At 38.2% G+C, this 13,617-nt stretch carries 10 protein-coding genes and 1 pseudogene; 10 read left to right on the forward strand and 1 reads right to left on the reverse strand.

What is annotated here, in order from left to right; translation table 11 throughout:
* Positions 1-1,415: pseudogene (locus GTQ43_RS39515) on the forward strand (Tn3 family transposase); the annotation flags it as partial.
* Between the two features lie 794 nt (positions 1,416-2,209).
* Here GTQ43_RS39515 and GTQ43_RS39520 read toward each other — a convergent pair.
* Positions 2,210-2,551: a hypothetical protein gene (locus tag GTQ43_RS39520; protein WP_265278088.1), complete on the reverse strand. Its 342-nt coding sequence runs from the start codon at positions 2,549-2,551 to the stop codon at positions 2,210-2,212.
* A 190-nt stretch (positions 2,552-2,741) separates the two neighbouring features.
* Here GTQ43_RS39520 and GTQ43_RS39525 point away from each other — a divergent pair, with 190 nt between their 5' ends.
* The 9 genes from GTQ43_RS39525 to GTQ43_RS39565 all read left to right on the forward strand — a co-directional run bounded on the left by GTQ43_RS39525 (position 2,742) and on the right by GTQ43_RS39565 (position 13,582).
* Positions 2,742-3,008: a helix-turn-helix domain-containing protein gene (locus GTQ43_RS39525; protein ID WP_265278089.1), complete on the forward strand. Its 267-nt coding sequence runs from the start codon at positions 2,742-2,744 to the stop codon at positions 3,006-3,008.
* Positions 3,001-3,240 (forward strand): hypothetical protein, encoded by a 240-nt coding sequence (locus tag GTQ43_RS39530; protein ID WP_265278090.1) that lies wholly within the window; start codon positions 3,001-3,003, stop codon positions 3,238-3,240. The genes GTQ43_RS39525 and GTQ43_RS39530 overlap by 8 nt, the downstream gene beginning before the upstream one ends.
* A 5-nt stretch (positions 3,241-3,245) precedes the next feature.
* On the forward strand, positions 3,246-4,511 hold the full coding sequence (locus GTQ43_RS39535; RefSeq protein ID WP_265278091.1) for an NACHT domain-containing protein: 1,266 nt from the start codon (positions 3,246-3,248) through the stop codon (positions 4,509-4,511).
* Positions 4,512-4,515: 4 nt separating this feature from the next.
* Positions 4,516-5,100, forward strand: coding sequence for an NACHT C-terminal helical domain 2-containing protein (locus tag GTQ43_RS39540; protein ID WP_265278092.1), 585 nt, complete (start codon positions 4,516-4,518; stop codon positions 5,098-5,100).
* 322 nt (positions 5,101-5,422) lie between these two features.
* Positions 5,423-6,133 (forward strand): cupin domain-containing protein, encoded by a 711-nt coding sequence (locus GTQ43_RS39545; protein ID WP_265278093.1) that lies wholly within the window; start codon positions 5,423-5,425, stop codon positions 6,131-6,133.
* 466 nt (positions 6,134-6,599) lie between these two features.
* Complete coding sequence (locus tag GTQ43_RS39550) at positions 6,600-7,628, forward strand: hypothetical protein (protein WP_265278094.1); 1,029 nt, start codon at positions 6,600-6,602, stop codon at positions 7,626-7,628.
* On the forward strand, positions 7,625-9,391 hold the full coding sequence (locus GTQ43_RS39555; RefSeq protein ID WP_265278095.1) for an ATP-binding protein: 1,767 nt from the start codon (positions 7,625-7,627) through the stop codon (positions 9,389-9,391). Before GTQ43_RS39550 ends, GTQ43_RS39555 begins: the two co-directional genes overlap by 4 nt.
* Before the next feature lie 8 nt (positions 9,392-9,399).
* Entirely contained in the window at positions 9,400-10,581 is a 1,182-nt protein-coding gene (locus tag GTQ43_RS39560) for an exonuclease SbcCD subunit D (RefSeq protein ID WP_265278096.1), read from the forward strand.
* Positions 10,568-13,582, forward strand: coding sequence for an SbcC/MukB-like Walker B domain-containing protein (locus GTQ43_RS39565; RefSeq protein WP_265278097.1), 3,015 nt, complete (start codon positions 10,568-10,570; stop codon positions 13,580-13,582). The genes GTQ43_RS39560 and GTQ43_RS39565 overlap by 14 nt, the downstream gene beginning before the upstream one ends.
* Positions 13,583-13,617 lie beyond the last annotated feature (35 nt).

The raw sequence follows: 13,617 nt of genomic DNA on the forward strand, positions 1-13,617 counted from the left end.
GCTCACTTGAATTGTCTGAACAATTAGCGTTTGTTTCTTCTTTAATGGCAGAAAAGAAACTGGTTGATGTCAGGATAGAGAACGAACAGTTAATTATCACTCCTCTTACCAATGCTGTCCCAAAGGAGGTTGATGGATTTAGCAGAACAGTTCATAGTTTACTGCCAAGAATTAAGTTGACTGATTTGTTAGTAGAAGTTGATTCTTGGACGCAATTTACGAAACATTTTACGCATTTACATTCAGGAGAACAAGTATCTGATAAAGTTGTTTTGTTAAGTGCCTTACTTGCTGATGGGATTAATTTAGGTTTAACGCGGATGGCGGACGCAACTCAAGGAATGTCCTTTGAGCGTTTAGCTTGGGTGGCAGATTGGTATATTCGTGATGAAACTTATTCCAAAGCAATGGCTGAGGTGGTAAATTTCCATACACAAGTGCCTTTTGCTGCTTATTGGGGTGATGGAACAACATCTTCTTCTGATGGACAACGGTTTAAAGCGGCTGGACATCGTAGTTTTAATGAAGAGATCAATGCCAAATATGGTAAAGATAGAAGCGTGATTTTTTACACGCATATTTCCGACCAGTATGCTCCGTTTCACGTTAAGGTAATTAACGCCACGATTCGGGATGCAACTCACGTTTTGGATGGTTTGTTGTATCACGAGAGTGATTTACAGATTCAGGAGCATTATACGGATACAAGTGGCTATACCGAGCATGTCTTCGCAATGTGCCACCTGCTGGGATTTGATTTGCACCTCGAATGCGCGATTTACCTGATAAGAAATTGTATACTTTTGAACCTAGTTCTCCTGATTCGCCTTTGGCACCCCTCTTCGGTGACAAGATTAATGTGAAATTAATTCAGGAATCTTGGGATGAAATTCTACGCCTTGCTAGTTCAATTCGGACGGGGACGGTGACTGCTTCTTTGATGTTAAGGAAATTAGCTTCTTATCCTCGGCAGAATCGTTTAGCTTTAGCTTTGCGGGAGTTGGGAAGAATTGAGCGGACTTTGTTTACTCTCTCCTGGTTGCAAAGTCCAGAATTGAGACGACGGGCTACGGCAGGACTAAATAAGGGTGAGGCAAAACATACCCTGAAAGAGCGTGTTTTTTAATCGGTTGGGGGAGCTGCGCGATCGCTCTTATGAAGACCAGTTTTATCGGGCCAGTGGGTTGAATTTGGTGATTGCTGCTATTGTTCTGTGGAATACGGTGTACTTAGAAAAAGCCGTGGATTATTTGCAGGAACAAGGGATGAATATTCCTGAAGAACATTTGCAACATTTATCACCGTTGGGTTGGGAGCATATCAATCTCACTGGTGATTATGTCTGGAATTTGAAGCAGGCAACCAGTTTTGACCATCTGCGTCCTTTGCGAGTTAAAGAAAACAAGTATCGCTGAAATGCTTATCTGATATAATTTTCAGCCTTAGCGTACAATTTTCCCGTTTTGGCACGGTGATGCCAACAGGCGTAATTAGAGAGAAGCTGCCAACTACGCTTTTTATATAAAAGCTCCCAAGATTTATCCACTGCTATACAAGGGCGAATTAACGAGAAGACTCATAAATTATGGCGACCGCAAAAAAACAGAAGATAAAGACTGCAATACGTAAAAGCCATTCCCATACACTTAGGTCTAGAAGCATCTGAACAATTGTGGAAGCTCCAAAAACTCTAGATATGACCAATGCAATCGCAAAACCAAGCAGAGTCAGCAGAAAATATTTCAGACCCTTACAAGCCCAATCGAATAAGAGATTACGGTCATCATTTAGTTTAGTTTTCATGGTTTTTACCTTTTTTCAGAGTGAAATTTAGAGAGAAATGCACCCTCGACTACAGCAACCGAGAGTAGTTGCAACACGCTAAAAGTTTGATACTGCGTTTATGTGTGCATCAAAACTGACAATTTTTCTGGACTACATATTTTCTCCGCTCACAGTAGAGGATGAACACCTCTAACAACTTGGAGCCGTGTAGTTTTGTTCAAGTAATTGCATCTTACGATTTTGTTCATAGATGTCAGACCCTCATTTTCTATGTAAATTCCAACAACAAAGCTGGTCAGCGACATATCACTGACCAGCTTTTGTGATTAAGTTTCTAATCCTCCAGCTTGCTAATAAACTAAGTTTTTAATTATTCCAATTTAGTTCAAACAACTATTTTTTACACAAAAAGCAGATGCAATAACTAAACCGCTTTCTTTGACCCCGTACATATTCGGTAGGAAAGTCCAACTGTCCACAATGAATGTTCTTGTATCAGATATTCTAGATTAATAACACCATATCCATGCCCCAAAGATAAAGCAGTGAGAGCCGCTTGCAGAAAAAGCGATGGACAATTAATCTCTTTATTCTCGACTAAATTCATCAAATCAAAAAGTGATATCGGAAGGGAATGCTCAAGCGCAAAATCTCCTAGTTGTTCTTTAGAAAAACTAAAGCTGCCTACATTCGGAACAAGCAAATCTAAATTATTTCCCTCTATAGTTCTTAACCTAAAAGCTAGCGGACAACCTGGCCTAGGCATATTTTTAATTAATTCATAATCACCCCAGTGTCCATAAAGCCTTAGCCTCCTCTTGTGCGAGTGCGCTTGCGCCTGTGTTTGTCTACGTGTTGTTCTCAGTATTGCCTCAAATGATATAACAATGTCGGTTTATTCTGTCAAGCAATGTCGGTCTTAAGATTTTTACAGGTCGGTTTATGGTGGTACTATAATGGCTGTAAAGCTTTTTGATGCAGACACTTATGGCAAAACCAACTTTACAAGCTTCTCCACAAGGAATCCAGCTTGTCAAGAAGCGTTAATCAAGCGAGGATTAACGCAAAAGATGCTAGCCGATAAGCTAGGAATTCATCGTTCAGTAATTAGTGCCTTGCTTAACGGCAAACCGATTTTATTGGAGAATTTTCTCCAGATTGGAGCAGACTTGGGTTTTGATCAAGACTGGGTACAAAATTACTATCTCCGAACCAATGGTTAACCAAGACTTAACTGAGTCGAGTCATAAAGACGAGGCTGAGATAACATCTTTGGTGCAAAAAGTACGCAGTCAGGTAAGAGATATCATTCAAGAATGGTGCGGCACAATGCGCGTTCTGGATATGTCGCAACCGATAGGGATAAGTCAAATCTACACAGATGTCAATATTTTAGAGAAGCTGACTGCTCATAACGTAAGACAATTAAAGAATTCCTCGCAGAATCTAATTTAGAAGATTTGGAAAGATTTGGATTAGGCAGGGTAACTGAAGAACGAGTTCTGGGCGAAAGTGCAGTCAAAAAATATAAAAAACTAATTGTTCTAGGGAAGCCAGGAGCTGGAAAAACAACTTTTATCAAGCATCTAGCTCTTCAGTGTAACCAGGAATATTCCTGCCCAATCTTGTTCCTATTTTTATTAATCTCAAGTATTTTTTCTGAATCTCCTAATTCTCCTTCTATATTAGAATACATGGGGCAATTATTTTCTGAGTGTGGAGTAAATGTAGAGCAAATTCAAGAACTATTTGTACGGAAATCAGTTTTGGTTTTACTAGATGGATTGGATGAAGTAAAAAATGAACATTACGAACGAACTTTAAACGAAATTAGAAGTTTATCTAGAATATATTATGATAATTATTTTATTATTACCTGTAGAATAGCAGCTAAAGAATACTCTTATAATGTATTCGACAAGTTTACTGAGGTTGAAGTAGCAGATTTTAATGCTCAACAAATTGATAGATTCATCTCTCAATGGTTTGAAAATAAAAATTTTATTAAAGCAGAAGAGGTAGCTAAAGCATTAAAAAATAATTATCGTTTATCTCAATTAGCAGTTACACCTCTACTATTAACTTTAATATGTTTAGTTTTTGAAGAAAAATGTAATTCTCCTAATAATCGTTCAGAGTTATATACAGAAGGTATTGAAATTCTTCTCAGTAAGTGGGATGCTAAACGAGGAATTCAACGAGAGCAAGTCTATCAACAACTATCTCTTCAAAGGAAGAAAGATTTATTAAGTTATATTGCTTTTAAGACTTTCAAAGAGAAAGAGTTTTTCTTTTCTCAAAAAGAAGCAAAAAGTTATATCAAAGAATATATACAGAATCTACGCAGTAATGCTGATAGAGATAAAGAAGATATCCAACTAGATAGCGAAGCAGTTTTACACGTAATTGAGGCACAGCATGGACTTTTAGTAGAACGAGCTAAAGGAGTTTATTCCTTTTCTCACCTCACTTTTCATGAATACTTTACTGCTCGTGAAATCAATATTAGAAAGCGATCAGAGATAGAAGCTTTTCAAGAGTTAGTGAACAATTTGAGCGATAGCTACTGGCGAGAAGTATTTCTATTATCAGCAGAAATGGCTCAACCAGATGCTTCATTACTTTTCAAAATAATGAAAGAAAAAATTGATCAAATTCTAGACAATAATGAAAAACTACAAAATTTTCTTGGTTATGTACACAAAAAGTCATTTAATTCATTATAATTCTGTGAAATCATCTGCTATACGAGCTTTTTATTTTGATATTGATTTTGATATAGATCAAGAGCGACGACTCAGTTTACTACTAGATAGTTCAGCTAATTATTTAGTTTGCGGAAGCTTTTTTGCTCGCGTTTTTCAAGATACTGATTTTGAAGAAGGTATTCATATTGCTGAAAAATACGATAAAAATATAGCTCAAGGAGAACAAAAAATTATTGATGTATCCTCAGCTAATGAAGCTATGTATATTGCTGTCAAATATGCTCTTAAATCTAAGCAGTTAGACCAAAAAATAAGAAATGCTTTAGAAGAAATATACTATAAAGATACTCAGCCTGAGAATGAAGAACAGCTGAAGCGTTTAGCTGATGATTCTAGAAGTCTGGCTAAGGACAACCGTCAAATAGGAAGTCATCCTTGGCAATTTAATGATGACGAGACTAAATTGCTTAAGAAGTATTATGAAGCTAATCTACTCTTAGTAGAGTGTATGAATACTGATTGTGTTATTAATCCCAAAGTTCGTAAAGAAATTTTAGATACATTAATCTTACCTATTGATGATAAATCAGCCTTATCCTCTGAATAGACTTATCATTGTATAAATTGATTAAATTATAACTTAATCGTCTATTTATACTAATTTCTAATAACTGGGTAAGTTCTTTATATAATTTGGTCAAATTAATCAGATATTTGATATGAATAATATAATTTAGTAAAAAACCATGTTACCGCTAGGATTACTAGAGTTGACATAAGTTGATTGCCTAACTTTGATATAACTGAATTGAAGTAAATTGGAATCATTTTTGCCTAATTGTCTATTTCCTTTTTCAACAAGGGTTTCAGGTATTTTTGTACCTGAAATGTCTCAAGTCCCAATAATAAATACGTAAAGTAAATCGATCATGAAACTTCAAATTTATCAACAGTTAACTCATGGTGATCTTTCTAAATTTAACGAACAAGCACCAGATAGTTTTATGGCTTGGAATGGAGAATCTATTCAACTTCCCGATACAGGAACTCATTTTGGCTTTGTTTACAGCGGTAATCCTGTTTTATATCGCAGTGCGGGTTTGCAGGACTACAAACTTCACCCTGGTATGTACTTCAGTTTGCCTGGAGAAGGTTGGGTTGGTGGTAAAGATTCATCGGGTTTTTTGGTTACTTGTCCAGCTTTTAGAGGGGTATTTCTTATCGGAGGGGCAATTGAATCCATTGGTCGATTGGGTTACATCAATGGAGGTACAGATAATGTGCTAATTCCCCCAATTATGCAGGGAGATCCTTGCCTTAATGCTCTCTATTTCCCCCCAGGCGTAGATCAGACCGCTCATACTCATCCTAGCTATAGGCTAATCATTGTAGTCGAAGGCAGTGGGGAGTGTGAAACACCTGATGGTACTACTCCATTGCAGCCAGGTATTACTATTTTTATTCCTGCCAATAGCCTTCATAAGTTTCGGACAATGGAAGATAAATTAACTGTTATTTGTTTCCATCCTGACTCTGACACGGGATTTACTCATACTAATCACCCAATGCTTAAGCGTACAATAGTTTCGGGTATGAGTGCCTCAAATCTGCCAGAAATTCAAACAAAAACTTTTATGTAAAGTTTATCCTCTGGATAAGCTTATTCCGCCCCATTACACGTATCACTAAAAAAGTGGAATCTCCGTCATCATCAATCAAAAATTAAGAAACGCTTCTGGCTCAAAACCGTAGATGGCTGACCACAAGCGTTTTTGGTTGGTAATGGTGGGTGACTCTTTTGCTCAACATTGGCTTTTGACTCTGAAGTGACAAATTATCAAAAGCAGACAGGACAAGGGTTTCCAGACCATTTTGCAGAAAATTACTCAGATATCGGCTCAATACCATACTGCCTCTTGGCTCAACGTGAAAGTTGTGCCAAGAGGCGCAACACCAAATTTATTCGATAGTGAAAATTGTATTGTATAAATCAAGTCAACTGATGCAATGAAATGAATCTATAAAGTTGGCAATTTTAGACTAATAAGAGTAATGTTGAAAACATAGCATTTATTAAAACCATAGTATTTACTGAGCAAAAGCCAAATGTTAGAGGATAATTATGTAAGTAACTTTTGGCGATCGCATAACTTTCGTTTGGAACCGTGGGGAAATGACTACGAGCCGCCAATTCAAATCAGCGAAGAGCTTTCACTGTCTGAAAGTGATGTAAACCCGATAGTAGAAACTGATAATTGGGATTGTTTTGAGTCTTCTCAGGCGCGATCGCTACCTAATCACCTCATTTTTATCGACGGGCGTCGTCGGCTAGATGCTGCACTTGTCGGTGGCGATGGTAACACGATAACATACGGTGTTTTTGGAACAATTGCCGTGGGGGCTGTGGTAGTGGATCGGACTATTCCCAAAGCGAGTTGCATTGAAATTGATGTTCGTCGAGTTTTGGGTTTTGGTGGAGAGCAAGATGCAGTATCAACACCCATCCCTTGTCCTTTGGGAAGCAAAGCAGAATTACTCTACACGGCAATTAAAAGCAATCAACCGAATACTCCCGAAGCACGGGGTGCAATTGTCCAAAATGCCATGCTAGCAGCAGAGGAACAGCTAGTAAGCAAAGTAAATGTAAAAAATGCAGATACTTTGGTAATTCGGGATGGTGCATTGCGATATGAATCGCCAACATCTACCTTGGGCTACATCAAGACAATGCACAAACAATACCTGTCTGAAAATTATGCTGCCCTCCTGTGGAAATTATTACCAGGACAGCGCACGCCTATTTTTCATATTAAAGATAGATCCCAATACTCCTGGTATTTGAAATCGGGTGATTCTCAACATTCCGCGCAACAACTTGGCTACCACGATTTGCATGGCATCGTGCGGCTGGAATTATCTAGCAAAATTGATATAGAAACAGCTAAAGAAATAGCTAATCAAACTTGCTATTTAATTCCCTATTATGCTTCCCATCCATCACGAGATCCCCGCGCACCACAAAACCTTGCACCTGTTAGTGCTTTGGAACGGGAATTAGGCAGAAGAATGGGCAATGCAATACTAATTAAGCGCCGACTGCAATGCTTTCTGGCATCATTTGGAGGTAATAAATGACATCTTCTGAACCAATTGGTTATGTATTAGGTACTAAAGAAGCTACCCCTTTGGAATTTTGGATAGCAGTGGATGCCAAAAAAGTTTTACGGCTAGATGATGTTGTAGAAGTGCAAACTCAACGTCCAGACGGTGGGGGAATTGTGCGTTTTTACGGTGTGGTGGATTATGTTCGTACTCAATACGAAGGAGCGCAATTTGATACTGACACTTTCTTAGTTGCTAAAGAAGGTATTTTACCAATAAATATTTCTTACACTGCTCACGTTCAAGTCACAAGAATTGAGCCAGAAGAATATTTACCCCCACAACCAGGCGATCCAGTTCACCTCGCTGTCGGTAAGCAGTTGGCATCAGCTTTGTATTTTGACAGCATGGATACCCCAATTCCATCTGGTATTATGAATAACGGCAATGCCGCATATTTTAACTACTCATTTATCAATGGTGAGAAAGGCGCTCATGTAAATATCTCTGGGGTTTCGGGAGTTGCTACTAAAACATCCTATGCTTTGTTTTTGCTATATTCTATTTTCAATTCTCCGGTTTTAGGTTCTTATAAAGCTAATACTAAAGCGCTAATTTTCAATGTTAAAGGTGAGGATTTATTCTTTTTAGATAAACTCAATCAAAGTTATGGCAATTTAGAAAACCAAAAGGATAAAAATAAATATGAATTGATGAACTTGCCAGTACAACCTTTTAAAAGTGCAAGTTTTCGGGCTACGCCAAAAAGAGATTCACTGACGATTGATTCTGATTTAGAACAGCGTTCTGAGGGGATATCAGTTTATTTGTGGAGTATTCGGGAATTGTGCCGCGATCGCCTGTTTCGCTTTTTATTCACTGGTGAGGATTTAGACCGAGGAAATTTATCCTACTTAGTGACGACAGTAGAAGAAAGATTAGCACGGCTAGCAGAGGAAAATGACCAGAGCGATCGCCAGAGTCGGCGCAAACCGCAAGCTTATTTACAAGTAGAAGCGTTTGGGGAAGAAGGCAAAACACAAATTAAAACCTTTAGAGATTTAATTGACTTTTTAGAAGACAAACTTCTCAATGATGAAGATAGAGAAGAAAACAGGCGTTGGTTAGGGCGAAATGTTCCAGCTACGGCTGAAGCAATGATTCGGCGTTTGTATGGTATCAGTAGTGAAGTTAACCATTTAATTCGCGGGGATTTATCACCAGATGAAGTTGCTAAATACCAACTCGACCCAATAGCTTCAGATGCTCAACTAACTGTAACTGATATCCACAAACTCAGTGCCCGCGCTCAAAAATTTGTTGTGGGTGTTTTACTACAAAAGCTATTTTTTCAAAAAGAAAAACAGGGAAGAGAACCCGTTGTTTTTATCGTTCTGGATGAGTTGAACAAATATGCACCCCGTGATGGACGTAGCCCGATTAAAGATTTGCTGGTAGACATTGCAGAACGGGGGCGATCGCTAGGAATTATTTTAATTGGCGCACAGCAAACCGCCTCAGAAGTCGAACGGCGCGTTGTTGGACAAGCAGCTATCCGTGTTGTGGGTAGGTTAGATTCAGCCGAAGCAGAACGTCCAGAATACAATTTTTTGACAGGTTCGTGTCGCAAACGAGCTTTGTTTCTTAAATCAGGCACGATGTTTGTGCATCAGCCAGAAGTCCCCGCACCAATTTTAGTTAACTTCCCCTTCCCCGCCTACGCCACTCGCAAAGAAGAAGTATTTTTTAGCCAAGCAGAAATTACCAGCATCGAAGCTGATATTGACCGTTTTTAGGAGGAATTGTGCGTTTAATTCATACATCTGACTGGCATTTGGGGCGTCACCTCAAAGGCAAGGATCGTACCCCAGAAATTGAATTTACTCTGAATGAACTTTTACGACAAGCCAAAGAATTAGAAGTTGATGCCGTCTTAATCGCAGGCGATATTTTTGAAACTCCTAATCCTGCATCTGATGCTGAACGAGTTGCGTATCAGTTTTTTGAGGGGTTGCGAAATGCCAAAATTCCGGCAATAGCGATCGCAGGTAATCATGATTCTGCTTCCCGCTTTGATGGAATAGCTAATCTCTTGTCTTTAGCTGGCGTGCAGATTTTAGGGAAACCTCGTCGCGTCAACCAAGGAGGTTTAATTAGCATAGAAACGCCTAACGGCAAACTGCGTGTAGCTGCTATGCCTTTTGCTTCAGAACGACGACTATTGACAGTTGAAAATCTGTGGACAATGGACGAGTTACAGCAAATAAACCACTACAGAGAAAGGGTAGGCTATTTGCTCAACAACTTAGCCACTGGTTTTCAAGATGATAGTGTGAATATCCTCATGGCTCACCTCACTGTTGATGGTGCTAAATTAGCCAATTCCGAAGCCCGTCATCACACCAAAGAAAGCTATGCCTTGGCTGGACAAAGCCTACCTGCTGAAGCTCAGTATATTGCTCTCGGACACATCCATAAACCCCAACAAATTCCCGTTGCGGCTCCTACTTATTATTCCGGTTCTTTGATTCAAGTGGACTTTGGCGAAGCTGAGGAAGAAAAAGGATTTTATCTCATTGATGTTGAACCAGGTTCTCCTGCAAAAAAACCGGAGTTTATATCTATCCCCTGTCAAAAACCTTTGCAGATACTCGAATGTGAATTGAGTGATTACGAAGAAAAGCTAGAACCTCTCCGTGATTATTCTGGTTATTTGAAGGTAATTATCAACTTGCAAACACCTCAAATAGGATTAGCTGACAAAATTCGCAAAATTTGTAGTGATCAAGTGCTGCAAATTGAGCCACGTTATCCAGAAGCGGAATCAAGGCGGGAAAAATCTGTAAAACAAGAAGAGTTTGATCCAGTGGAAGAATTTAAGCGCTACTTCCAAGAGGAATTAAACACAACACCTGCTCCCGCCGTTTTAGCAAAGTTTAAAGAACTATATCAAGAAATCAAGGAAACCCAAGATGCGACCACTTGAGCTAACTTTAGAAGGTTTTACCAGTTTTAGGAATCAGGCAAAGATTAATTTTGAGAAACTGGAATTATTTGCTATTACTGGCCCAACTGGTGCCGGTAAATCATCTTTGCTTGATGCGATGACTTTGGCACTATATGGGAAAGTAGCAAGAAAAACTCAACCCAAAGAATTGTTGAGTCAGGGAAGTTTAAAATTACAGGTATCATTACGATTTTTGGTAAATCAAACTGAATATCTAGTCTTTCGCTCATGGTCATATCGTACTAAAACACCCCAAGTAACTTTTAAATTAGAAAAGCAGATAAATGGTGATTTTCAACCTTTTGGAGAACAAAAGGAAGCAGAGATTAACGCCATTGTTGAGAAAGTTTTAGGGATGAATTTTGAAACTTTTACTAAAGTTATTCTGCTTCCTCAAGGACAATTTGATGAGTTCCTCAAAGGTAAAAGTGCTGATAGACGGAAGATTTTAAGCAGTTTGGTTGGATATGAAAGAATTTTTGAAAATATGTGTTCGCAGGCTGGGACACGAGCTAATATTATTAAAGGTGAATATAACGCAATTCAAGAACAGCTAAAAAATCTAGATTTATCATTAGATATAGAACTGAATTCTCAACGGCGCGATCGCTCTCAGTTTCTAGCAGAAGAACTACCCAGATTACATGAAACAGTTATCAAGACACAAACAGCTTTAGCTGCCGAAAAAGGATTATTGCAACGTCTGAGAGATTTAGCAAATTGGCAACAGCAACTTGAAGAATTAAATAAAGAAACTCCAAAAATAAGTGAATTAAAACAGCAATTAGAACAAGCACGAGTTGGCGATCGCTTATCTGCCACTTGGACATCAGTCAATTCGGCTCGTCATCGATATGACAAGACTCGATCTGATGTTGAGATTGCTGCTAAAGCTTTGGTTGAGAAAGAATCAGCTTTTAAAATTCAAGAAGATAACTTTCAGAAAACACAAGCCTATGAAGCTGAAATTACACCGCAACTAAAACAGCGAGAAGAAGCTCTTAATGCTGCCAAAATCTATGAAGAACAGCATCGTAAAATTCAGGAAGAAGTAAAACGCTTAGAAAAAATATTAATAGAAAAAAATCAGCTAATAACTGAGGCTGATAAAGCTGTAAAAAAGGCTGAAGCTGAATTAAATCAAAAAATTCAGATATTGACGAGAGCTAATAATGAACTGTCTCAATCTTCTCCTGGTGGTACAAGATTAGAGCAACTTAATCAAGTGACACCACTACTAATTAAATGGCAAGAAATCCAAAAGCAAGTTGAAAGCGATCGCACGAAGTTACAACAAATTACTCAAGAGTTAGACACTGCTGAGTTTAATTATCAATCTGTTATTTTAAACTTCCAAAAATCTGAAGCAGAATGCAATCAATCTCGTGTTGCATTAGATACTGCTAGACAAAAAAATTATGCTGCGGCTTTACGTGCATTGCTGCATACGGGTGATGATTGTCTAGTATGCGGTGGAATTTATCCAGAAGCCCACTTATTACCACAACTAGAATCTTCAGGCGATATCAAAACACTAGAAAAACGTGATCGCGCTGCTGAACAAAATCGCCAAAAATCTACTGAAGCAAAAACCCAAGCTGAAACCACAAGAGAACATCTGAAGAAACAACAAACTGAGTATCAAAAAATATTAGCAGAAAAAGAAGCTGAACTTGAAGCAGAGACAGAACAAATTGTTGTCATATTAAATACAGATAAATGGGAAGTTAAGGCACTTGAACAAGAACGCCAATCACTACATAAAAGTAATACTAATTATCAGACCTATTTCATACTTAAAGAAAAAGCAGAGGCGGAAATTAAAGCTAGTGAACTCAATTTGAATTTTGTTAAAACTAAGTTGTTAGATACGCAAACTCAACATCAAGACCTAACAACTGAAATAGACCACAAAACAACACAAACTCAGGAAATATTAGATACAATTTCCCAGCTTACTGGTAGTGATTCTTATGAGAATTTATTCCAAAAACTAGAAGAAGATAAACGAGATTTAAAGCATCGCATTCAGCATGAAAATCAGTGCTATCAAACTGCTCGTGATGAATTTCGGCAAGCTCAACAAAGTGATGTAAAGGCAAAAGAAGACTTTGATTCAGCTTCTGCTGAAAAGGAACGTCTAGAAGCTGAATGGCATACTAGTTTACTATCTGCAAACTTTACAGAGCAAATATTTCAGCAATCTAAAGTACCCCCAGAACTGCAAAAACAATGGCAGCATAAAATTGATGATTACAACACTAATAAAATTCAGTTAGAAACTAATATTAATCGAGAAACTGACGCAATTGGTGACAGAACTACAAACGCAGAAATAATTGCCCAGTATGAAAAATCTGTTGCTGATGCTGGAGAACAATATAAACAAGCACAAGATGAATACAACGATTTAAAACTTTTGATTGCTAAAGCTGAGGAACAGCGAGAACAAGTAGAGAAATTGCAAGCACAACTATCTACCAAACAACAAGAGCTAGAAATATATCAAATTTTGTCCAAAGAGTTGAAATCGGATCGCTTTCAAGACTATATTCTCCAGCATTTTGAACGTGAACTAGTAGAACAAGCAACAGTCTTTTTGCTGGAACTTACAGAACAGCGATATGCATTGAAATATGAAAATAAAGAATATAGAGTAGAAGATAACTGGAGTTGTGGTGAAACAAGACGAGTCCAAACCCTATCCGGTGGTGAAACCTTTGCTACTTCTTTATCCCTAGCTTTGGCACTTTCAGAAAAGTTGTCTAGAGGAGCTAAATTAGGTAGTCTGTTTATAGATGAGGGATTTGGAACATTAGATGCTGAAACTCTGCAAAGTGTCTCAAGTATCCTACAATCTTTGGGTCAGCAAGAAAAATTAGTTGGCGTGATCACTCACGTTCCCGCCTTGGGAGAAGAGTTAGGAACGCAAATCAAAGTAGAAAAATTTCCAGAAGGCTCTCGAATTATTATGGCGTAAACTTCAGTTTCAAGCATCGGTAAAAATCTACGTTA

Origin of the sequence: Nostoc sp. KVJ3 (assembly GCF_026127265.1) — a bacterium.
GTDB lineage: Bacteria > Cyanobacteriota > Cyanobacteriia > Cyanobacteriales > Nostocaceae > Nostoc.

Bases quoted from the DNA above. Each gene is read 5' to 3' on its own strand.
- GTQ43_RS39530 (WP_265278090.1), top strand. From the start codon at position 3,001: ATGGTTAACCAAGACTTAACTGAGTCGAGTCATAAAGACGAGGCTGAG.
- GTQ43_RS39555 (WP_265278095.1), top strand. From the start codon at position 7,625: ATGACATCTTCTGAACCAATTGGTTATGTATTAGGTACTAAAGAAGCT.
- GTQ43_RS39550 (WP_265278094.1), top strand. From the start codon at position 6,600: ATGTTAGAGGATAATTATGTAAGTAACTTTTGGCGATCGCATAACTTT.
- GTQ43_RS39525 (WP_265278089.1), top strand. From the start codon at position 2,742: ATGGCTGTAAAGCTTTTTGATGCAGACACTTATGGCAAAACCAACTTT.
- GTQ43_RS39565 (WP_265278097.1), top strand. From the start codon at position 10,568: ATGCGACCACTTGAGCTAACTTTAGAAGGTTTTACCAGTTTTAGGAAT.
- GTQ43_RS39520 (WP_265278088.1), bottom strand. From the start codon at position 2,551: ATGCCTAGGCCAGGTTGTCCGCTAGCTTTTAGGTTAAGAACTATAGAG.
- GTQ43_RS39545 (WP_265278093.1), top strand. From the start codon at position 5,423: ATGAAACTTCAAATTTATCAACAGTTAACTCATGGTGATCTTTCTAAA.